This window comes from Mucilaginibacter gossypii (assembly GCF_900100945.1).
Lineage (GTDB): Bacteria > Bacteroidota > Bacteroidia > Sphingobacteriales > Sphingobacteriaceae > Mucilaginibacter > Mucilaginibacter gossypii.
Genome location: NZ_FNCG01000009.1, coordinates 151,935 through 175,109 on the forward strand (window position 1 = coordinate 151,935; position 23,175 = coordinate 175,109).

Annotated in this window: 19 protein-coding genes; 9 read left to right on the forward strand and 10 right to left on the reverse strand. The window is 43.7% G+C overall.

The window, feature by feature from the left end; all coding sequences use genetic code 11:
- Nucleotides 1-398: 398 nt before the first annotated feature.
- Genes BLS28_RS17270 through BLS28_RS17290 form a run of 5 tightly spaced genes read left to right on the forward strand, consistent with a single transcriptional unit; the run spans nucleotide 399 to nucleotide 6,705 of the window.
- Nucleotides 399-2,039 carry an alpha-L-fucosidase gene (locus tag BLS28_RS17270; protein WP_091170048.1) on the forward strand — a complete coding sequence of 547 codons (1,641 nt, stop codon included), beginning with the start codon at nucleotides 399-401 and terminating at the stop codon, nucleotides 2,037-2,039.
- A 5-nt stretch (nucleotides 2,040-2,044) separates the two neighbouring features.
- Nucleotides 2,045-3,997, forward strand: coding sequence for a glycoside hydrolase family 97 protein (locus tag BLS28_RS31240; RefSeq protein ID WP_091170051.1), 1,953 nt, complete (start codon nucleotides 2,045-2,047; stop codon nucleotides 3,995-3,997).
- A gap of 53 nt (nucleotides 3,998-4,050) precedes the next feature.
- Nucleotides 4,051-5,319 (forward strand): L-fucose:H+ symporter permease, encoded by a 1,269-nt coding sequence (gene fucP / locus BLS28_RS17280; protein ID WP_091170054.1) that lies wholly within the window; start codon nucleotides 4,051-4,053, stop codon nucleotides 5,317-5,319.
- Nucleotides 5,320-5,337: 18 nt separating this feature from the next.
- Nucleotides 5,338-6,354, forward strand: a complete 1,017-nt coding sequence (locus BLS28_RS17285) for an aldo/keto reductase (protein ID WP_091170058.1) — start codon at nucleotides 5,338-5,340, stop codon at nucleotides 6,352-6,354.
- 15 nt (nucleotides 6,355-6,369) lie between these two features.
- Entirely contained in the window at nucleotides 6,370-6,705 is a 336-nt protein-coding gene (locus BLS28_RS17290) for an L-rhamnose mutarotase (protein ID WP_091170061.1), read from the forward strand.
- Between the two features lie 242 nt (nucleotides 6,706-6,947).
- Here the strand turns inward: BLS28_RS17290 and BLS28_RS17295 are convergent, their stop codons facing one another.
- Nucleotides 6,948-7,925, reverse strand: coding sequence for a glycoside hydrolase family 43 protein (locus tag BLS28_RS17295; RefSeq protein WP_091170064.1), 978 nt, complete (start codon nucleotides 7,923-7,925; stop codon nucleotides 6,948-6,950).
- Between the two features lie 195 nt (nucleotides 7,926-8,120).
- Here BLS28_RS17295 and BLS28_RS17300 point away from each other — a divergent pair, with 195 nt between their 5' ends.
- From BLS28_RS17300 to hemN, 4 genes are all read left to right on the forward strand, one after another.
- Nucleotides 8,121-9,308, forward strand: coding sequence for a PAS domain-containing sensor histidine kinase (locus BLS28_RS17300; protein WP_091170066.1), 1,188 nt, complete (start codon nucleotides 8,121-8,123; stop codon nucleotides 9,306-9,308).
- Nucleotides 9,305-10,357 carry a response regulator gene (locus BLS28_RS17305; RefSeq protein WP_091170069.1) on the forward strand — a complete coding sequence of 351 codons (1,053 nt, stop codon included), beginning with the start codon at nucleotides 9,305-9,307 and terminating at the stop codon, nucleotides 10,355-10,357. Before BLS28_RS17300 ends, BLS28_RS17305 begins: the two co-directional genes overlap by 4 nt.
- An 82-nt stretch (nucleotides 10,358-10,439) precedes the next feature.
- Nucleotides 10,440-11,477 carry a 2-hydroxyacid dehydrogenase gene (locus BLS28_RS17310; RefSeq protein ID WP_091170072.1) on the forward strand — a complete coding sequence of 346 codons (1,038 nt, stop codon included), beginning with the start codon at nucleotides 10,440-10,442 and terminating at the stop codon, nucleotides 11,475-11,477.
- A 5-nt stretch (nucleotides 11,478-11,482) separates the two neighbouring features.
- Nucleotides 11,483-12,850, forward strand: a complete 1,368-nt coding sequence (gene hemN / locus BLS28_RS17315; protein WP_091170076.1) for an oxygen-independent coproporphyrinogen III oxidase — start codon at nucleotides 11,483-11,485, stop codon at nucleotides 12,848-12,850.
- A 64-nt stretch (nucleotides 12,851-12,914) separates the two neighbouring features.
- On the opposite strand, the gene BLS28_RS17320 is transcribed toward hemN, so the two are convergent.
- The 9 genes from BLS28_RS17320 to BLS28_RS17360 all read right to left on the reverse strand — a co-directional run bounded on the left by BLS28_RS17320 (nucleotide 12,915) and on the right by BLS28_RS17360 (nucleotide 23,098).
- The gene (locus BLS28_RS17320) at nucleotides 12,915-14,690 is read right to left on the reverse strand and encodes a hypothetical protein (RefSeq protein WP_091170079.1); all 1,776 of its coding nucleotides are present in this window, start codon (nucleotides 14,688-14,690) and stop codon (nucleotides 12,915-12,917) included.
- 61 nt (nucleotides 14,691-14,751) lie between these two features.
- Nucleotides 14,752-15,438 (reverse strand): sulfite exporter TauE/SafE family protein, encoded by a 687-nt coding sequence (locus BLS28_RS17325; RefSeq protein WP_091170083.1) that lies wholly within the window; start codon nucleotides 15,436-15,438, stop codon nucleotides 14,752-14,754.
- Complete coding sequence (locus tag BLS28_RS17330; RefSeq protein WP_091170085.1) at nucleotides 15,435-15,866, reverse strand: FixH family protein; 432 nt, start codon at nucleotides 15,864-15,866, stop codon at nucleotides 15,435-15,437. Before BLS28_RS17330 ends, BLS28_RS17325 begins: the two co-directional genes overlap by 4 nt.
- Nucleotides 15,859-17,232: a cytochrome c oxidase accessory protein CcoG gene (ccoG, locus tag BLS28_RS17335; protein ID WP_091170090.1), complete on the reverse strand. Its 1,374-nt coding sequence runs from the start codon at nucleotides 17,230-17,232 to the stop codon at nucleotides 15,859-15,861. Before ccoG ends, BLS28_RS17330 begins: the two co-directional genes overlap by 8 nt.
- A 5-nt stretch (nucleotides 17,233-17,237) precedes the next feature.
- Nucleotides 17,238-18,110 carry a cbb3-type cytochrome c oxidase N-terminal domain-containing protein gene (locus BLS28_RS17340; RefSeq protein ID WP_256337469.1) on the reverse strand — a complete coding sequence of 291 codons (873 nt, stop codon included), beginning with the start codon at nucleotides 18,108-18,110 and terminating at the stop codon, nucleotides 17,238-17,240.
- A 32-nt stretch (nucleotides 18,111-18,142) separates the two neighbouring features.
- Nucleotides 18,143-18,334, reverse strand: coding sequence for a hypothetical protein (locus BLS28_RS17345; RefSeq protein WP_091170095.1), 192 nt, complete (start codon nucleotides 18,332-18,334; stop codon nucleotides 18,143-18,145).
- A gap of 8 nt (nucleotides 18,335-18,342) precedes the next feature.
- A complete protein-coding gene (ccoN, locus tag BLS28_RS17350; RefSeq protein WP_091170098.1) occupies nucleotides 18,343-20,469 on the reverse strand; it encodes a cytochrome-c oxidase, cbb3-type subunit I in 2,127 nt (708 codons plus the stop codon).
- An 86-nt stretch (nucleotides 20,470-20,555) separates the two neighbouring features.
- On the reverse strand, nucleotides 20,556-20,717 hold the full coding sequence (gene ccoS, locus BLS28_RS17355; protein ID WP_091170101.1) for a cbb3-type cytochrome oxidase assembly protein CcoS: 162 nt from the start codon (nucleotides 20,715-20,717) through the stop codon (nucleotides 20,556-20,558).
- Nucleotides 20,714-23,098, reverse strand: a complete 2,385-nt coding sequence (locus tag BLS28_RS17360) for a heavy metal translocating P-type ATPase (protein WP_091170104.1) — start codon at nucleotides 23,096-23,098, stop codon at nucleotides 20,714-20,716. The genes ccoS and BLS28_RS17360 overlap by 4 nt, the downstream gene beginning before the upstream one ends.
- Between the last annotated feature and the right edge of the window lie 77 nt (nucleotides 23,099-23,175).

Sequence of the window (23,175 nt, forward strand, 5' to 3'; positions counted from 1 at the left end):
TCATTTTTACAATCCCGTTCCCAAACCTTCCTTCACTACGCATCCTGATATGGCGTAAACAAACGCTTAATTTCCATTATTAAGTAATTCTCAATAAATAAGCTATTTATAGGTAAACCTGAAAAATAATATGATTTAAGTAGTATCCGATCCTTTTATCAATCTCAACTTCAATCGTAATATCAAACACTCAAAAAGTCGGGTTTGTATAAAAAAAAGTCCCATTAGGTCAACTATTTGAATATTATTTCAAAGAAATTTGATTGATGATCAATTTAACGTGAATAGCTCATCAACCAATTATAGATAATGACATATAGAAATTTACTTAAAGGCCTGGCTGCTCGTTTGCATAGCTGATCCAGATAGGTACTTTTTCAAAACTTCCAAACTCAATTATGAAAAGAAGAACATTAATAAAAGGCATGGCCACGGGACTCTCATCTCTGTATCTGTCAAAGGTATTTGGTAGCAGTTTACTGCAAACAAACACTGAAACTATTTCTGGGCCGTTTAAACCAAATTGGGATTCATTGGCTCAGTACCAGGTGCCGGACTGGTTTCGCGATGCAAAGTTTGGGATGTGGGCGCATTGGGGCCCGCAATGCCAACCGGAACGTGGTGACTGGTATGCACGCGGCATGTACCAGGAAGGCAGCGATCAGTATAAATATCACGTCCAAAAATATGGACATCCTTCCAAATTCGGTTTTAAAGACGTTATTAATGAATGGAAAGCCGAAAACTGGAACCCTGACGAGTTGGTTGGCCTATATAAAAAAGCCGGTGCCAAATATTTTATGGCACTGGCCAATCACCATGATAATTTTGACCTTTATGACAGCAAATACCAAAGCTGGAACTCCACTAAACTTGGCCCCAAAAAAGACCTGATAGGCGGCTGGGCCAAAGCAGCTAAAGAGCATGGTTTGCCTTTTGGCGTAACCGTACACGCCTCCCACCCCTGGACCTGGTACGAGGTTGCCCAGCGCGCGGATAAAACCGGCCCGTTAGCAGGCGTACCTTATGATGGCAAGCTTACCAAAGCTGATGGTGCAGGTAAATGGTGGAACGGTTACGACCCACAGGAATTATATGCACAAAACCATCCGTTAAGTAAGGACAGCCTCGATAACAACAGTATGGGCAGCCATTGGGACTGGGGCAACGGCGCAAGCGTGCCCAGCAAGGCTTATTGCGATAAGTTTTTGAACCGAACCATTGAGCTGATAGATAAATACGGCCCAGAACTGATTTATTTTGATGATACAGCCTTGCCCCTATGGCCGGTGAGCGACGCCGGTTTAAAAATAGCGGCGCATATGTACAATACCAGCATTAAAAAGCATGGAAAGTTGCAGGCCGCACTGTTTGCTAAAGTATTGAATGAGCAGCAACGTAAATGCATGATATGGGATATAGAACGTGGCCAAAGTAACCAGATAGAACCTTTACCGTGGCAAACCGATACTTGTATTGGCGGCTGGCATTATGATCGGCGCATATTTGATAATAAAGGCTACAAAAGTGCCAAAACAGTGGTACATACCCTGGTTGATATTGTAAGTAAAAACGGTAACCTGCTTTTAAATGTCCCATTACGGGGAGACGGAAGTATCGACAGCGAAGAACGAACTGTTGTTGAGGGAATAGGAGCCTGGATGCAGGTTAACAGCGAGGCAATTTATGGCACCCGCCCCTGGAAAGTATTTGGAGAGGGGCCCGCAACAGATTCAGCGGCTCCAATTAGCGCGCAGGGCTTTAATGAAGGCAAAGGCAAACCATTCGGAGCCGAAGATATCCGGTTTACCGTAAAAGGCAAAACCCTTTACGCCACCATGCTGGGTTGGCCAACCGGGAATGAAGCCGTTGTTAAAAAGTTAGCAAAAGGTAATGAAGCAGGCAATGTAAGCAGTGTAAGCTTGCTTGGAAACGGCAATTTGAGTTTTGAGCAGACTGAGGCCGGTCTTAAAGTAAAATTACCTGAGCAGGCACCCGGTAAAGATGCGTTTGTTTTAAAAATAGAAGGAGCTGTTTAATTTATATGATGAACCTGAAAACTTGTTACGCCCTGATCACTGCCGTTTCACTGGCAGTTCCTTCTTTGGCGCAAACGTTTAAGCTGGTTTCGCCGGATAAAAAAACCGTTGTGGAAATAAACAACACCAGCAGCCTGAGATATACAGTTTCCAGCAATGGTTTAACAATCGTCCATCCTTCATCACTCGGTTTCGAGTTTAAAGATGAACCGGCTCTTGGCAACGGTATGGCCGTAACCGGTCATGTGGAGCATTCTGTTAACCAAACGTGGGCGCCGATAGTAAAAGCGAAGCACAGTATCGTAACCGATCATTACAATGAACTGGAATTATCACTGGTTGAAAAATCAGCGCCAATGCGCCGCATGAACATATTGTTCAGAGCTTATAACGATGGTGTTGCTTTTCGCTACCAGTTGTTCGGGGCTGATAAAATCGGCGACCGGCAGATAGTAAAGGAGCTCACCGCTTTTAACTTAACAGCAAAAGCAAAAACCTGGGTGGCAGACTATGGTAGTTATACCTCATCCCAGGAAACCGAATTTCAACCGAAAAACCTAAACCATATTACTGATAAAACAATTGCAGGCTTACCCCTGCTGGTAGAATTAGATGAGCATCATTATGCGGCTTTTACTGAAGCCAATATTGATAACTATCCGGGGTTTTATATAGGATCCTCAAAAACTGACACTGGTACTACCGACAAAATTAGCCTGATCACCAAACTATCGCCCCTACCCGGTGAAGGTGAAAATGGTGTTAAAGCACGCTTCACTAATAATTTGTTTACACCCTGGCGCGTAGTGATGCTGGCTGCTTCGCCAGGTAAATTAATTGAATCGGAACTGATACAGAACCTGAACCCACCTAACGTATTGAAAGATCCCAGCTGGATCAAACCAGGCATGAGCGCCTGGGATAACTGGTGGAGCGGAGACGTAAAGGTTGACATGCCAACGATCAAAAAGTATATAGACCTGGCATCGGCACAACATTGGCCTTACATGCTTATTGACTGGCAATGGTATGGGCCATTTAACAAGCCTGAAGCAGATATTACCAAAGTGGCTCCGCAATTAAATATGCCCGAGATTTTAGCCTATGCTAAAGCCAAAAAGGTTAAATGCTGGCTTTGGTTATATAGCTCGGATGTTAACCGGAATGACAATTTTGAAAAAGCATTTCCGATTTACGAAAACTGGGGTATTGCAGGAATAAAAATTGATTTCATGGACCGCGATGATCAGCAAATGGTGAACTGGTACCGTCGTATCATCCAAACGGCTGCAAAGTATCATTTGATGGTTGATTTTCATGGCGCTTTTAAACCCGACGGCATTGAGCGGACCTATCCCAACATGGTAACCCGCGAAGGAGTTTTAGGAGAAGAATATTCCAAATTTTCGACCAGGATAACAGCCGGGCATAATACCACATTGCCATTCACCCGTATGTTGGCCGGGCCAATGGATTATACTCCCGGCGGATTCCTGAATGTAAAGAAAAGCGATTTCAGAAAGGGAAGCCCTACCCAGGTAATGAACAGCCGATGTGCCGAGCTGGCAAAATTCGTGATCTACGAAAGTCCGTTTATGGTTTATTGCGATGCGCCTGAAAACATTTTAGGCAAGCCCGGAGCCGATTTTTTAAACAATATACCAACTGTTTGGGATGACATGAAGGTACTCGGCGGTTACCCGGGCCAATATGTCATTATTGCTAAAAGAAACGGGAAAGACTGGTATATCGGCGCGATGACAAACGATTCTGAAAGGACTGTACAATTGAAAATGGATTTTTTACCGGCGGGCAACTACACGTTATCATCATGGGGCGATGTGTTGTCATCTCCTCAAGGCCTAACCCGGGCTGAAAAAAAGTTATCGGCTAATTCCGTGATCAACATCCATATGGATACAGCAGGCGGATGGGCAGCTAAAATAACTGCCCAGTAATTAATTGAGAACCTTTAACCCGGCATACAAAAGTTTAATACAATGATCAGATCATGACAAAGAATAAAACTCTTTTTCCATTTATATTAATAACCAGCTTATTCTTTCTGTGGGGGTTTGCACATAACCTCGACCCGATATTGATACCGCACTTAAAGAAGTCGTTTACGCTTACCACAGTGCAGGCTACGCTTGTAGATTCTGCGGTGTTTATAGCCTATTTCGTGATGGCTTTACCTGCGGGGTTCATTATGAAAAAATATGGTTATAAAACAGGTATTATCACAGGGCTGCTAATTTTCGCGTTTGGTTCCTATTTATTTATACCTGCAGCCAATACGCAGCAGTACACATTTTTCCTTGTAGCTTTGTTTATCATTGCCTGCGGGTTAACCATCTTAGAAACTGCCGCCAATCCTTATGCTTCTTCATTAGGAGATCCCGCAACTTCTACACAAAGGCTTAACTTTGCGCAATCATTTAACGGGCTTGCTGCCACCCTCGCGCCTATAATTGGCGGGCGTATTATACTGACAAAAGGTTATACTCCGGCACAATTAAGCGCAATGACAGAAGAGGGCCGTAAACTGGCGCTGGCCGCCGAAGCTTCATCAGTAAAAACACCCTATTTTATATTAGGCAGCGTGTTGGTGTTTATTGCCATACTTTTCGCGTTTACACGGCTGCCAAGGATCCAGCAGCATGAAGGACACGCAGCCAGTAAAAACATTTTCCATGCCCTGAAGCATCGTCATTTAGCATGGGGTGTGGCTGCCCAGTTCTTCTATGTTGGCGCGCAAGTTTGTGTATTTAGTTTGTTTATTCTTTATGCCACGAAATCTGCCAGACTTACGGAGGTGCAAACGACCTACTATCTCAGTTTGTGCGGCGCTGCATTTCTAATAGGCAGGTTTATTGGTACTTTCCTGATGAGGTATTATAGCTCGGCTGTTTTACTTGCAGTTTATGCGGGTATCAATATCTTGCTATCCGCAATCGCCATTTTTGGTCACGGCATGATCACGGTTTACACAGTAATTGGGATCTGTTTCTTCATGTCCATTATGTTTCCAACCATTTTCGCGCTGGGTATAAAAGATCTGAAGGCAGATACGGAATTTGGCAGCAGCCTGATCATTATGTCTATCGTTGGTGGTGCTGTGTTGCCAAGGGCATTCGGTTATATCAGCGATGTAACTGGCAATATTCAAAATGGTTATGTGGTACCGTTGGTATGCTTTGCGGTAGTGGCCCTTTTTGGATTGAAAGGACATCGTGTAAAAGTGGGGCCGGAAAATGTACCGGTTTCAACTATCCTTTAACAATTTTCCATTTTCAATATGCAGGAAATTAATTTACCTAAAGTAATTTTTGGAACCAGCGGATTAGGAAATTTATATGTAGCACTTCCAGACGATGTTAAATGTGCTATTGTTGCCGAAAGTATCAGGCATTCTCCTAAACCGGCTGTATTTGACTCAGCAGGGAAATACGGCGCGGGGCTCGCGCTCGAATCATTGGGAAAGGCTTTGGCAATACTAAATGTCTCCCCCTCGGAGGTACTGATCAGTAATAAATTGGGCTGGCTGCGTACGGCGTTAAAAAGTCCCGAACCTACTTTTGAACCGGGTGTTTGGCGCGACCTGAAATATGACGCCGTTCAGCGAATAAGTTATGAAGGCATCCTGGAATGTTATGAACAGGGAAATGAGTTGCTGGGGAATTATCGTGCACAACTGGTATCTGTACATGACCCCGATGAATACCTTAATGCAGCAAAAGATAAACAGGAACAAGCACAACGCTACCGGGACATATTGGACGCTTACCGGGCATTGATTGAATTAAAACGCAATGGCAAAGTAAAAGGTATTGGTGTAGGTTCGAAAGACTGGCGGATCATCAAAATGATAACGCAGGATGTAAAATTGGATTGGGTAATGATCGCCAATAGCATGACAATTCATAGCCATCCGCCAGAATTAATTGAATTTATGCAGGAACTTGAAAAGCAAGGAACTTTGATCATTAATTCCGCCGTTTTTAACGGCGGCTTTTTAACCGGATCTGATTATTATAACTATCGGTTAACTGATCCGGTAAAAGACAAACATTTACATCGTTGGCGAGAGTTGTTTTATCGCTTATGTGCAAATTATAAAATAAAACCGGCGGATGCCTGCGTGGCTTTTGGGTTAAATGGTCCAGGCGTTAAAAGCATCGCCCTGAATACCACAAATCCCAATAGGGTTGCACAAAATATTTCGCTGGCTTCATTAAAGATCCCACCACAATTTTGGAAAGAAATGAAAGAATATGGCTTAGTTGACGAATCATACGCTTCCGCCTATCTGTAAAAATTTAATCTCACTATGAAAAGATACTGTTTGGCCCTCGATTTAAAGGATGATTCGCAATTGATAGCGGAATATGAACATTGGCATAAGGCTGAAAATAGCTGGCCAGAAGTACGCAAAAGCATACTGGACGCGGACATTCTTGATATGCAGATCTATCGCACGGGAAACCGGTTGTTTATGATCATGGAAACGAGCGACAATTTTGAGTCAAAGAAAAAAGAAGAAATGGATGCGCTAAATCCTAAAGTACAGGAATGGGAGCAACTTATGTGGCTATTTCAACAGCCCCTCCCCTGGGCAAAAGAAGGAGAAAAATGGGTGATCATGAAACAGATTTTTAAACTTTAAGCACGGGTGATATACAGATAATATTGCAAAAAACAGGGATAAACGATTAATTGCGCAACGTTCAATCACCAACATAAGATACGGACTTAAAATAAATTAAAACCATAACGCAACTCCCGATTCCGGGCATACAACGGGAAAGACGCAAATCATGGCGGTCTTTCCCGTTTTCTGCTTTTGGGTTACTTAGTGTTTATGACTTTTGGCTAAGGACTAAACACCAATTTATCGTTAGCACCACATCAGTTATTTATTTTCACTTCGCCGTCTATTACCTCAAAAGGAATCCACAGATAACCGGATTTCTCCAGGTCAAGTTTGTTCCACAGATCTCCCATGAAGATAAAATTTGAAGGTTTTCCGTTTATCGGCAAAACATAATTTCCCTGTGCAAAGAACGTTTGTTCTGCATTGGTACCGCTGCAGGGGTTGCCTATCTCAGTCCACGCCCCCATGATACTATTGGCAGTTGCGTAAGATGCCGCATTGGGGCTCCAACCTGAGCATCCCGAAGTGATCAGGAAATATTTGCCGTTATTTTTGAAAAGTGCCGGGCTTTCGCGGTTTCTGTCGATCAGAATCCTGGTATAATGTTCCGTTGGCTTCAAATAATCATCTGTCAGCAGGCAAACATGCATAGTGTTGTTATCTTCGGATGAATAAACAACGTAGGCTTTGCCATCGGTATCCTTAAAAAGTGTCATGTCCCTAAGCATTTGATTGTTTGGTTTGATACTGCCCAGGTACGTATATGGCCCCTCGGGCGAATCGCTTATGGCAATACCGGCCTTTGAATCCTGATAATCATTTCTGTCATTATGGAACCACATCACAAATTTTTTGGTTTTCTCATTGTAAAGCACCTTGGGCCGTTCAATTACCCTACCGGTATCCAGATCATTTGACGGGTCACCTGTGACAGATCTTAATGCAGTTCCGAGATTTTTCCAATGTTTCAGATCTGTCGACGAATAACACGATACCCCGCCTGCAGGGACCCGGTAATCTTCCCAGCTTTGCCCGGGAACCAACCAGGTTTTGCCTTTTTTAATTTCGCCAAACAGGTAATATACCTCATTATAATAAAGTACCCCTGCCCCATGAGCATTAATCTGATTTCCGTCAGTGTCCTTAAAGTCTCCGCCCGAAATCATGTTTTGCGACCGTGCCTGGTTATTGAAAAATATGGATAAGATCAGGATCAGTACCGTATACTTCATATATTTTGTTTTCTATTTTAACAGATCGGATAGAGTTTAAAAATAGGTAAAAAAAGGATGGTTGCTCTACACTCAACCATCCTTTTACTTTGTGCCTCACCATAAAAAGTGATTGTGATCACTTTTTATGGTGAGGCACATCATATTGAAGACTAAATCCATTCGTGATCTTTGGCATTAAACAAGGAAACGCTGATGGAGAATGCCGCGCTGCTAAAAGCAATTATTGAAAATGCCATAGACGGCATTATTACCATAAACAGCCACGGAATTATCGAATCTATCAATCCGGCAGCATGTAATCTGTTTCAATACAGTCCCGGCGAAGTAATTGGTAAAAATGTATCTGTTTTAATGCCCCCGCCCGATAAGGAGCTGCACGATGGTTATATAAACCGTTATCAAAACACAGGCAAGGCGCACATTATAGGTTTTGGCCGCGAAGTTAAGGGGTTAAAAAAAGATGGCTCCGTATTCCCTTTCCGCCTGGGGGTAAGTGAAGTACAGTTTTCAGGCCGAAAAATCTATACCGGTTTTATCCATGATCTCACACGCGAAAAGGAGGCAGAAGAAAGATTAAAGGACTACGCCGTCCATTTAGAAGAGCTTGTTGAGGAGCGTACAATTTCTTTAAAGCATTCGGTAAGCGAGTTGTTGCAGGCTAAAGAAGAAGTTAGCCTGTCATTAGAGAAAGAAAAAGAACTTGGACAGATGAAAAGCCGCTTTGTATCAATGGCCTCGCATGAATTCAGGACCCCTCTGAGCAGCATCCAGTTATCGGCCATTCTTGTTGAAAAATATGCGCAGGAGTTTAGCAATCCTAACATCAGCAAACACATCGCCAAAATAAAAACGTCGGTAGGTAACCTTACGGGTATCCTAAATGATTTTCTGTCGCTCGAAAAACTCGAAGCCGGCAAGGTCGAGCCCGTATTTACCGAATTTAACCTGGTAAAATTTGGCGAGGAAATAACAGAAGAAATGCAACTGGTAGCCAAACAAAACCAAAATATCATTTATCAGCATACCGGTACTACCAGTGTTTTTAAATTGGATCCCGCATTATTAAAAAACTGCATCATTAACCTGATCAGCAACGCCATCAAATACTCGGGCGAAAATACCTTTATTGAATTTAACACGGAGGTAGCCAGCGATCAGTTGGTTGTTGTGGTTAAGGATAATGGTATAGGAATCCCTGAAAATGACCAGAAGCACTTGTTTGAAGCGTTTTTCAGGGCACATAATACCGGCAATATATCAGGTACTGGTCTCGGCCTTAATATAGTAGCGCGCTACGTTAGCCTGATCAACGGCACGGTGCAATTTGAAAGCAAAGTTAATTACGGAACATCATTCACGCTCACATTTTCGCAATCATGAAAAAAAGTATCCTCATTATTGAAGACAATACCGATATAAGGGAAAGCACCGCCGAAATACTGGAGCTTTCCGGCTACCTGGTATTGCAGGCCGGCAACGGCAAAATTGGTGTCGACTTAGCTATAAAGCATAAACCGGACCTTATTTTGTGCGATATCATGATGCCCGAGCTTGACGGGTATGGCGTATTATTCATGCTCAGCAAATCGCCCGAAACGGATAATATACCCTTTATATTTTTAACCGCGAAAGCCGAACGGGTTGACTTTAGAAAAGGCATGGAAATGGGTGCCGATGATTATCTTACCAAACCTTTTGACGATATAGAATTGCTTAATGCCATTGATAGCAGGTTGAGCAAAAAAGAAAAACAACAGGCATTTTTTAGCAGGTCGCTGCAAAAAATAGAGCACCTGGCCATCAATTCGCGCAACGGAGCAGCCGAATTAAACGCACTGATAGCCAGTAGAAAAATAAGGCAGATAAGAAAAAAACAAGTATTATTTTATGACGGGGATAGCCCGCAGGGAATTTACCTGGTGATGGAAGGCAGCATAAAAACATTTAAACTGGCCGAAGACGGCAGGGAACTGATGACCGGCTTATACAAAGCCGACGACTACCTTGGCGTACATGCCCTGCTGCTTGATGATGCTTACGGCGAAACTGCCGAAGCAACCGAAGACGCGGCCATATGCCTGCTGCCGAAAGATACCGTTTTAACCATGCTTGACCGGTATCCCGACGTTGGCCGGCAATTTTTGAAAATACTGTCAAACAATATCAAAGAAAAGGAAGAACAACTAATCGAGCTGGCCTACCATTCGGTAAGGAAACGGCTGGCGCAGGTATTGGTAAGGCTGAACAAGCAAAACGGCGAAACGCAGGAATTTAAAATATCAAGGGAAGAAATGGCATCAATGGCCGGTATGGCTACCGAAACGGTAAGCCGTACGCTTTCTGATTTTAAAGAGGAAGGCCTGATAGAAAAGAAAGGTGCAACCATCAATATAACAGACCTTAACAAACTGGTAAAAATGAGAAACTGATAAAGGTCATTTTTATCACTGACCGCGCTCATGGTTTTGATGATGCCAGCCAGGTAGTTTTGTTTAATATAAATGTGTATAGATGAAAGTTGTAGCTTACAGTATCAAGGCGTTCGAAAAGGAATTTTTGGCCAGAGCGAACCAAAAAAAACATGATATTACCCTTATCTCTAACCCGTTAAATTCTGAAACCGCGGTTTATGCCGAAGGTAAGGAAGCGGTGGTTGTTTTTACCAATGACGATGTATCTGCCTATGTTATCAACCAACTGGCCGATCTTGGCGTTAAATATATTGCTACCCGGTCGGTTGGTACAGATCATATCGATAAGGAAGCAGCAGCTTTGCGCAACATAAAACTGGCCAACGTACCTGAATACTCGCCGCAGGCTATTGCCGAACATACCGTTGCCATGGCACTTGCCCTAAACAGGCATTTAGCCGAATCAAACGCCCATAGCCACCTGTTTGATTTCAGGCTGAATGGCCTCATGGGGTTTAATTTATACGGCAAAACAGTTGGCATTATTGGCCTGGGACATACCGGGCAGGCGACTGCCGCTATCTTTAACGGCTTTGGCTGTCGTGTTATTGGATACGATCCGCTTGCAAAATCAAACTTGCCAGGAATTGAACAAGTGGCTATGAATGACCTGCTTGCTACTGCCGATATAATTTCATTACATGCCCCCCTCTGCCCCGAAAACTATCATATGATAAATAATGAGACTCTTGCTTTGATGAAAGATGGAGTCATGCTCCTGAATACTTCGCGGGGAGGGTTAATTGATACTGAAGCAGCATTACGGGCTGTTGAAACCGGTAAAATAGGTTATTTAGGACTTGATGTTTATGAAAAAGAAAAAGGCCTGTTTTTTGAGCAGCATCAACATGATACCGATAGAGACCCATTGCTGGAAAAACTGATGACCTTTAAAAATGTCCTCATCACCCCCCATCAGGCTTTTTTAACCAGTGAGGCATTACAGCAAATTGCTAATCAAACCATAAAAAATCTTGATCAGTGGCAGGCTAAAAAGTGCGTTGGAAATGCGTGTGTGTGTGCAAAAAACTGCAAAGCGACCGGTGAGCTATCAACGGTTGATACTACCAAAGCTTAATATTTATGAAAATTCCCCAGCACCTTATTGATAAATACAACGTTGCTGCTCCCCGTTATACCAGTTACCCTACGGTACCTTATTGGAACATTGAAAACTTCGATGAAGAGGAATGGCGAAAATCAGTATCGCTTTCTTTTAAGGAGAGTAACGATCGTGACGGGATCAGCCTGTATATTCACCTGCCATTTTGCGAAAGCCTGTGTACCTATTGCGGTTGTAACACCCGCATCACCAAAAACCACCGGGTAGAAGAGCCGTACATTAAAGCTGTTTTAATGGAGTGGGCCATGTACGTCAATACCTTTGAAAGCAAACCCGTTATCAGGGAAATACACCTTGGCGGCGGCACACCTACATTTTTTAAACCCGAACACCTGGCCATACTGATCAATGGTATATTAAATTCATCAACTATTCATCCCCAGGCCGAGTTTAGTTTTGAGGCGCACCCCGCCAATACAACTGTTGATCATTTACAGGTTTTATATAATCTTGGTTTCAGGAGGATAAGCCTCGGCATCCAGGATTTTGACCCGAGGGTTCAGTTTATCATTAACCGGATCCAGAGTTTTGAACTGGTAAAACTGGTTACGCAGCAAGCCCGACGGATCGGATATACATCCGTTAATTTCGATCTGATATATGGCCTCCCGCTTCAAACTATCAACGGGCTAAAGGATACCATTGCCCAAGTGGCGAAATTAATGCCCGATAGGATTGCTTTTTACAGTTATGCCCATGTACCCTGGATAAAACCCGGTCAGCGCCGTTTCACCGAAAATGATCTGCCCGATGCTAATGAAAAAAGGGCTTTGTATGAATGCGGACGCGAATTATTTACAGCATTGGGTTATCATGAAATTGGCATGGACCATTTCGCCTTGCCTACGGATAGTCTTTACTTAGCCGAACAAAATGGTACGCTGCACCGTAATTTCATGGGTTACACCCATCAATATACCCAATTAATGATTGGTTTGGGCGTATCGTCCATAAGCGATAGCTGGTATGCATTTGCCCAAAATGTAAAAAAAGTAGAGGAATACCTGCAATTGGTTAACGCCGGCCAACTGCCGGTATTTAAAGGTCATATGCTTACGGCCGATGATCTGAGCATTCGCAGGCATATTTTAAATATCATGTGTAACGGCAAAACCTGCTGGAACCTGCATAATGAAACAAGTGAAGCTTTTTTAGAGGGGCTGGAACGTATGCGCCAATTTGAGCAGGACGGGCTGGTTGAATTAAATTCATGGTGCATTACTGTTACCCCCATGGGTAAACGCTTTTTACGCAATATATGTATGGCGCTTGATGCCCGCCTATGGGCCGACAAGCCTACTACGCAGTTATTCAGCATGACTGGATAAGGCTTTGACAACACCAACTATCAGTTAAACAAAGAAACCGGGATTGATTCCCGGTTTCTTTGTTTTAGATATTTAGCAATTGCAGTTTCTCTTCTGATAAGACCAGGTCCTTCAGCATCCGCTCCAGGTAATCCTGGGTTTGGTTGCTTATTTGCGGGATCAGCTGTTTATAGTATGTGATGCCCTGCTGTAATTGGTCTTTAAATTTGAGCAGGTATTTTCCTTTCTTTTCGTTGAGGTTTGCTACATAGCCCGAAATGTCCTTTTTAAGGTAATCGATATAAAGGTTTAGCTCATTGATAAACATATTAGGGCGGGTTGTTGCCTCAAGCAAGTTGATATGCCCATAGATATGGCTAACCATATCATCAAGCGTATAAACCCCTGAAAAGAAGGCGATATTTGGTCCGGGACAAATGGTTACTGCCTTGTTTTCCCGGGCTTTCAGAATATCGTTTTTGATATAAGCAGATGCACAAAGCCCTTCGCATAAGCAAACCTTTTCGGTAACAGCATCTATCTGTTTTTGAATTTCATCTACCGGAAGCTCACTGTGTTTTAGCTGTTTTATTTTCAGATGCTGGTACTCACGTGATGCTGTGCAAATGGGATGTTCGGTAAACTCGGTATTTGATACTAAATATTTTTTATTGCAGGGACTACCCGGCCTGCCATTTGCTATCCTGCTAAGTCTTTGCTCTTCGCCCGAGCTTTTGCTGAAGTTATTGAACAGGATACCCAGCGGGGATGACGAGCTTACATAAAAATCATCATGGCCGGCGCCTGCCAATTGTTGCAGCGTATGTTCATCAACATTGGTGGCTTCGGGTACCAACAGGAACGGGCTGCCCCAACCGGTAGCATCCATCTGATAATGCTCCCGCAAAAAAACATCTTCCTGCATAGTGCCTATCCCACCCTGTACGCTGATCTTTTGCGCCGGACTGGCCTCTGTAAACCCCCTTTCGGCAAGTGCAGGTTGATAGAGGTCAAGCAGCTCGTGTATCATATTTTCCCTTTTCAGTTTAAACTCTTCCAGGATGGGTCCGAGCAGCAGGCCATCAGTAGCAAAAGCATGCCCTCCACAATTCAGGCCCGATTCAATCCTGAACTCTGATACCCACAGCCCCTTCTTTGCTAAAAACTTAGCCTGGATCAGCGCCGAACGAAAATCGCTCACCTTTAAAACGATCCGTTTACGAAGCTCGTTATTGCCATCAGGATAAAAACACTTAAAAGTTTCCAGGTAACTGTACAGCCTCGGGTTCATTCCCGCCGAAAGTACCACTGATGAATCCAGATCGCTTTCAGCAAAGCCTTTTAAAGCAGCAAGCGCGTCGGTATGGGTATCGCCGGTATAATTGCCGTCTGCGTCAAAGTTCATTTTATCAACTTTGGCCATGATATTTACATCAATAGCACCTTTGTTCATTCTGGCGCGCAAAAGATCTTGAAAGATCTGTTTACGTTCCCCCTCAGGATACTCGTTCATCAGTTCGTAACCCTGCTTTGAAGCCGAAGCCTCAGGTAATAGGTTAAAGTAACGGTCGATGTCCATTCCCTGGTTAAATGGCATTTGTTTAAGTTCTTCAAACTGCCTATTTACCAGTTCGTTTAATAAATTAAGATAGGCTGTAATCCGTTTTGAACGGCTGTCGGGGCCGCTTTTTAAAATTGGCGTAAATGGCAAACCATTTTGAGTTGAATGATACTGCCGCATACGCTCAACGAGTTCATCATCAACAATTGAAACAACGGACGAGATACCGTACCGGGCCACTTTTAGCGGTGTATCAACAGAGTATCCCAAACCTAAAACAGGTATATGAAAGCTGTGCATATAATTAATTTAATATTATGTATTTAGAATAAACATGAGGCTAATCAATCTGCCTACGGTGTTACTTACAAATAACAGTTCCGCTGGCCGATGGCGGGCTCAGATAAGGAATATCAAGTGCGAGCCCGCGCAGTAAAAACCAGGCGCCAAGGCATAGCATAAAATAGGGAACCACCCTGTTCATCTTTCTTCGGATGCCCTGGTTAACAAATCCACTGCCAACAGTGACTGCCAGCATTAAAGGCAGGGTACCCAAACCAAACCAAATCATGTATTGCACGGAAGCACCCACTGACGAAGTGTTTACCGCACCGATGAGCGCCAGGTAAACAAAACCGCAGGGTAAAAAGCCGTTTAACAAGCCTATGGCCAAATGGCCGGCCCGATGCTGTAACGCGTAAGTAAGCAACGCATTAAAAGGCTTCAGCAGCCAGTTACCAGTACTTTTGTTACTAATTTTCAACTTCCACAATCTTGAACCGGCCGCCAGCAGGATCAGTATCCCGCTAATGATGCTTACCCCCTGCTGCAAACCTGAAAGCCATAATTGCTTACCGATGAGCCCGGTTATTAACCCGAGGGTTGCGTAACTTATAGTACGCCCAAGGTTATATACCAACTTATCCCACAAGAGCAGCCAAAAGCTACTGTGGTTAATGGGGATAGCGAAGGCGAGCGGGCCGCACATTCCTATACAGTGAACACTACCAAACAAGCCTATAAAAAAAGCGATTTGACTGGTGCTCATGGTATAAATATTTCTTTGGTATACAGGTATTTTTTGCCGTTGCTTTCCCAATTAAAAACCAGCTGCCACCTACCTGGCTTTACATCAGTCAGCGGAATATTAACATTACCCGCCAGGTTGCTCTCCAGGTTGATATGTTTGTCCATTTTGCCGTCGTCCGGGCGCTTCAAATCTGCTGTTCCCTTTACCAGACCTGTAAACTTTACTAGCAGAATATTGTTGTTAATGCTGATTGATGGCTGTGCTTTATCGCTAAGTACTTGCTTCTCTTTATCATAATCGGCATTAAACGCAAGCCCTTTTTCGTAATAATGCGGATCGACATCGTCGGGCTGCCTGAACATGGCAACGCCCATGGCTACAATGTAACTCATAAAAGCCAGCATGCCTATTACTATTCCTTTTCCCCAGTTTATATGCTTAATCATTTGTTGGTGCTATAAAATTGGTTTTAACAGATTGAACCACCTTACCGCCAAGCAACAAGTTCAGTTTAATGGTAGTTTTGGCGGCATGTACTTTTGATGCAGGGAGCATGACAAAAAACACCGTTTTAGCCGATCCGCCCTTTGCAACCGGTCCGGGCGCCTGGATATAACTGATCTTAACAGCCGGATCATCCGCCCCTATCCTGATCACTTTATCCTGATTGGTTTTATTAATGATTTCGGCATTATAAATATTACTGATGTAACCGCCCGGCTGTTGCTGATAAAGCATTCCCGCACTGCGCATAACGGTGATATCCATATCGCTCCGGCTGAAAATAAAATAACCAAGTACAGCCACCAGCACGGTTATTACCGCGGTATATCCCATCATGCGCCCGGTAAACGAGGGCTTTTCTTTCAGCCTGATCATATTTTCGGAGAAGTAGCCAATCAGGTTGCGGGGCTTTCCTATCTTGTCCATTACCTGGTCGCAGGCATCTATACAGGCAGTACAGTTGATACATTCAATTTGAGTTCCTTTACGAATATCAATACCTGTAGGACAAACAGCAACGCACAGGCTGCAATCAACGCAATCGCCTTTCAGGTTAAAGGGGTCCGCGTTACGGCTTAACTTGCCCCGTGGTTCGCCACGCACATCGTCATAAGCTACTACTAAAGTATGCTCATCAATCAATACACTTTGTAAACGCCCGTAAGGGCATATCAATGTGCAAACCAGCTCACGTACCTGGCTGTAAATCAAATAAAATACAATGGTGAATACCCATATACTGATAAAACCAACCCAGTGGGCTGCAACAGGCTCAACAATAATTTTAACAAGGCTTTCGCTGCCGATGATATAAGCGAGGAAAGTGTTGGCGATCAGAAAGGATACGAATACAAACAAAGCATGTTTGGCTGTTTTTTTGATGATTTTTTCCCGTGTCCAGGCACCAGCGTCAAGCTTTTTACGCTTATTGGCATCCCCTTCTATCCAAATCTCTATCTTTCTGAAAACCATTTCCATAAATATGGTTTGAGGGCAAATCCAACCGCAGAAAATACGACCGAAAGCAATAGTAAATATTACCACGCAAACCAAAAAAACAAGCGAAGCCAGCATAAACAGAAAAATATCCTGCGGCCAAAACACCTGCCCCAGCAGTACAAATTGCCGATCTATCACATTGAGCAGCAACAACGGCTGGCCATTGATTCGTAAAAACGGCCCAGCAAAAAAGAAAATGAGATAAAAATAGCTTAACCAGCTTCTCCATTTATAAAACCTGCCTTTACGTACCAGCGGATACATCCACTGTCTTTTCCCGTTTTCTTTTGCCGCCAGTAAGCCGTCCATAATCGTTATATTTTTGCTATCTTTTTGCCTTTTGCCGCAATGTCATCCGCATCTTTTTCGCCCTGCGGTTCTTTAGGATTAGCCGGATTGCTGCCATGCAATGATTTTATATAGTTTGCCACATCCGAGATTTGCTTGGGCGATAACTGTTTCTCCCAGTTGGGCATTCCTTTGGCCAGTACGCCATATTTTATGGTTTTAAACACATCATTGATCTTACCACCATGCAGCCAGTAGTCATCGGTAAGATTGGGGCCAACTACACCCTGTGCGTGATCACCGTGACAGGGAACGCAGCTTTGTTTAAAGATCGCCTGCCCGGAAGCCAATACAGCCTGATCGGTAACAAGTTTAACTGTTGTTTCGTCAACCCGGTTAGCGGCCTTGCTCAGGTATTCTTTTTTGGCAATATCTGCCTGGGCCATCTCCGTTTTATATTCATCATATTGTAACTGCCCAAAGCCAAAAACATGATAAATGAGGATGTAACCAACTGCAAAAACAATGGTGATATAAAACATGTAGCTGAACCAGCCAGGAATAGGATTGTTAAGCTCCTGGATACCGTCATAATCATGTGCTATGATCAGCTCCTTTTCTTCAGACATTGGTCTTAACGACAGTAATTTGTTCCAAACCTCTGTTTTAGGCTTTTTAACTTTTTTGGCGGGTTTCATCTCCGCTATGATCTGCTCTTCTGTATACCCCTGCGCCCGGAGCGTTATTTTTGTCAATACCCTAAGCGCCCTGAGCAATACCAGCATGGCTACAATAAATAATACCAGCATGGCTATAATTGCTCCATACCCTATCTCGTTCATCAAATCGCCCGGTATCAGGCTGTCATCGGCGGCCATTGCCGGTTGTAACGGTATCATCAATACAAGTAAAATTAACAGGCGGCGGTATTTCATAAGTTGTAAGAATTAAGGGATTCACCATGACTATCCTTCAAAGGCAGATTACGCATATGATCTACATGCTGTTTCCTGAGCCTGAAAAGCAGGATAGCTACTACAATAAAAAATACGAGGAAGATCCCCAGAGAAAATAACAGGTAACCCTGGGCACCCGAAATGTGTTCTGTAAATTGCTTAAACATTGCTTTTGTTATTTAGCGGCGGTTTTGCTTGCTTTGATATCGGTACCCAAACGTTGCAGGTAAGCTATCAAGGCTACTATTTCTTTATTGTTTTTAACCTTTATATGATCGTTATACAGGTTATCGGCAATTTCTTTTTCCTGTTTACTAAGATCGTTGTTGGCTATTTTTTCATATCCTTCGGGATATGGGACACCCAGTGTGCGCATGGCCTTTATTTTGGCGGCTGTGGTAGCCGTATCAAGATTTTGGGTTAACAGCCAATCATAATTTGGCATAATACTCCCCGGCGACATGAGGCGTGGGTCCATCAAGTGGTTATAGTGCCAGGCATTGCCGTATTTGCCGCCCTCGCGCGCCAGGTCGGGCCCGGTACGTTTTGATCCCCATAAAAACGGGTGATCATAAACAAATTCGCCGGCCTTGCTGTATTCGCCATAGCGCTCGGTTTCTGAGCGGAAAGGCCTTACAGTTTGTGAGTGGCAGTTTGAGCAGCCCTCTCTGATATAAAGGTCACGTCCCTGCAACTCAAGCGGAGTATAAGGTTTTACCGCCGCGATAGTTGGGATATTTGATGATATAGTCAGCGTTGGCATCAACTCAATAAAAGTACCCACCAGTATAACCAGCAATGCGGCTATCATCATTTGTATTGGTCGGCGTTCCAATACCCGGTGCCATGTTTCTTCATGCCCGGTTGTGCTTAAAGCAGGCAACGGCATAGCCTGGGCAGGCTCATTTGCAACGAGTTTGCCCTGCAGCGCGGTGCGGCAAAGGTTATATGCCATTACAATAACGCCCAGCAGGTATAATCCACCACCTACAGAACGCATAACATGCATAGGCAATATGCGCATCGTTGTTTCCAGAAAAGCGGGATATTTCAGTATCCCCTCGGGTGTAAACTCTTTAAGCATTAAACCCTGGGTAAAACCAGCCCAATACATTGGTATAGCGTAAAACAGGATCCCGAGCGTACCTATCCAAAAATGAAACGAGGCCATCTTTTTTGAATATAACTGCGTTTTATAAATACGCGGAATAAGCCAGTAAAGGATGGCAAAGGTTAAAAAGCCGTTCCAGCCCAAAGCGCCAACGTGTACGTGGGCAATTATCCAATCGGTAAAGTGGCCTATGGCGTTCACCTGTTTCAATGAAAGCATAGGACCTTCAAACGTGGCCATACCATAAGCAGTTAAGCCAACTACCATAAACTTCAGGATCACGTCGTCACGAACTTTATCCCAGGCACCTCGCAGGGTGAGCAAGCCATTGATCATGCCGCCCCAGCTTGGCGCTAACAGCATAATAGAAAAGGCCACACCTAATGACTGCGCCCAACCGGGAAGCGTGGTGTACAGTAAATGGTGCGGGCCGGCCCAGATATAGATAAAAATGAGCGCCCAAAAGTGCAGGATACTTAACTTATAGGAATAGATAGGCCTGTTGGCCATTTTGGGCAAAAAGTAATACATCATGCCCAGATATGGGGTGGTCAGGAAAAATGCCACCGCATTGTGGCCATACCACCATTGTACCAGTGCATCCTGCACGCCGGCATATACCATGTAGCTTTTAAAGGCTGATACCGGCAGTTCAAATGAATTTACAATATGCAATACGGCAATGGTGACAAACGTGGCTATGTAAAACCATATGGCAACATATAAATGCCGTTCGCGGCGTTTAAATATGGTTCCAAACATATTAATGCCAAACACAACCCAGATAAGGGTAATTGCAATATCTATTGGCCATTCAAGTTCAGCATATTCATGCGAGGTGGTTAAACCTAAGGGCAACGTAATAACAGCCGAAACAATGATGAGCTGCCAGCCCCAAAAGTGAATTTGACTAAGGGCATCGCTAAACATCCGCGCTTTTAACAGCCGCTGTAATGAATAGTAAACACCCATAAAAATAGCGTTACCCACAAAAGCGAAAATCACCGCGTTGGTGTGTAAGGGCCGGATGCGGCCAAATGTAGTGTATTGGTTGCCCATGTTCATCCCCGGGCTATACAATTGTATGGCTACGATGAGGCCTACGGTCATCCCAATTATACCCCAGATCACCGTGGCGATACCAAAATTACGGACGATCTTGTTGTCATAGTAAAAATTTTCGGGCTGCATATGATATTAAATAATTTGATGGTGTAAAAGTATTGAGGGGCTGCCGCCGACAGAATGATTACGGTTTGCCCGAATAATGACATTGGTCATTTTTTATCTTTATCAGTTGGTTCATCATCCAGCAGGATCCTTACCGATGGGGTATACAGATCATCATGCTGGCCGTTACGCTGCGCCCAAAAAAAAGCGCCCAAAAACACAAGTGCAAGCAATACGCTGCACCCGATCAGGAAATAAATAATGTTCATGATAATTTTCTTTTTTTAGCGGCGAGGTGTGTTGCTATGCTTGTGAACGAAATGATGGTTGCAGTACTTAAAGGCATCAATATGGCCGCTATGAGCGGTGAAAGCCTGCCGCTTACTGCATAGCTTAATCCTAATAGGTTATAGCAAAGCGATATAAAAAACGAAATGTGGATAATGGTGATACTATCCTTTGAGAATTTAAGAAATGCGGGCAGCAACCTGAGCGAACGCCCATCCAAAATAGCATCGCTGCCGGGCGAAAAATTGTTAACGTTATCCGTAATAGCTATCCCCAAATCACTTTGTTTTAAAGCACCCGAATCATTCAAGCCATCACCTATCATCATTACCTTTTTACCGGCCAGCTGTAAAGCCTTTATAAAGTCAAGCTTTTGCTGCGGGGATTGGTTAAACAGCATATATCCCTCCCCCTTAAAATAAGGCAGTAAATTTTTCCGCTCCCGGTCCTGATCGCCTGATAACAGGTAAATTTTATAATCCGCGGCCAGCCGCGCAATATCTTCAAGCCCTTCGCGATACTTGTTTGCAAAGCTGAAATAACCGGCGTATCGCCCGTTAATCATCAGGTGTACTTCAGTTGATTTTGCGATATCTACTCCTCCCGTTAAAAACGACTGGCTGCCGACTTGAACATTATGCCCATCAACCCAGGCAGTAATCCCCTTTCCGGCTATTTCCCGGTAATTACTTACCCGAAGTTTATCCGCCCCCTGGAGGTAATCGCAAATCTGAATGCTTAAGGGATGGGCCGAATTACTACAAATACTGTATATGAGCTGTTCCTCGTAACTGCTTAGCTGTGCATTGTTGCTTACACCGTTTTCGCCGCCAATAGTAATGGTGCCGGTTTTATCTAACACGATTGTATTAATACGGGCCAGTTGTTCAACAACGGCGGTGTTTTTGAGGTAGAAAAAATTACGATCAAAAATACTGAGTGCCGCCGACATAGTGAACGGTGTACTTAAAGCCAGCGCACAGGGGCATGCTACAATCAACACCGCTGTAAATGCCGAAAAAGCACGGTAAACATCGACCGGCAACCAGAAAACTAATGAACCCAATGCAATCATCAGTAAAACAATGCTGAAATACTTACTTACCTTTTGGTTAAAGGTTTGCATCCGGTTGTCCTGACTACGGCTAAAAGCTTCATTATTCCACAATTGGGTAAGGTAGCTTTGTGATACTGGTTTAATTACCTCCAATTCAATAGCTTCGCCCATTTGCCGGCCACCGGCATAAACCACTTCACCCCAAACCTTTGTCACAGGAGCCGATTCGCCGGTAACAAAGCTAAAATCAATCCGCGCTTCACCATTTAGTAATATCGCATCGGCCGGAATAATCTCATTACTGCGAATGCGGATCCGCTGACCTACTTTCAGGGCTGATAAGGGCAGCGGCTTTTCAATACCGTTATCAACAGCCTGTACGGCAACAGGGAAAAACGAGCGGTAGTCCCGCTCAAAAGAGATATGGTAATAGGTTTTTCGCTGAACAAATTTACCCACCAGTAAAAAAAACACCAGCCCGCAAAGCGTATCGGCAAAACCGGCTCCCGCATGGGTTAGTACCTCAATCAGCGTACGCAAAAAAAGCACGGCTATGCCCAGCGCCAGCGGAAAATCGATATTCAATATTTTATTACGGAGGTTTGTATAGGCCGATTGGAAATATTCCCTCCCGCTGTAAAAAACAACCGGCAGCGAAAACAGCACATTCAACCAGCCAAAAAAATGCCTGAAAGTTTGCTCATATTCCGATAATCCCAAGTACTCCGGAAAACTGAGCAGCATCACATTACCGAAACAAAACCCGGCCACCGCTATCTTTTTTACAAGATTATCGCCAGCACCGGTTTGTTGTTTTTTAATAACATCTTGGAGGTTAATAAGTGGCTCATAACCGATATCAACTAATAGTTCCACAACCTGTCTTAAACTTATCTCCTTGTTATTAAAGCGCAGGTTTACCTGTTTCTTTAAAAAGTCAATCCGGCTGTAATAAATGGCAGGGTTAAACCTGTTTAACTGCTCAAGCAGCCAAATACATGAGCTGCAATGGATATAAGGGATATAAAGCGTTAATATGGTAATGTTTTCGTCTGTAAAATCAACCAGGTCTGCTATGATCGAAGGATCATCAAGGTATTCGAACCGCTTTTCCACGTGGGTACGTGTTGCGCCGGGATGTTCATTATAGCTGTAATAGTTACATAACCCACTATTGGATAGCACCTTGTAAACACCTTTACAGCCCGTGCAGCAAAAATCTTTGTCATCCAATACATAATGATCTTTATCACAATCGTTACCGCAGTGGTAGCAGGTAGTTTGGGTAAGTATATTTACAGCCATTGATGATCTATTTATAAGATCAAAAATGGCTGTAATCCACCACTTGAAAAATGATGGCTGTTGGATGGAAAAGTGAT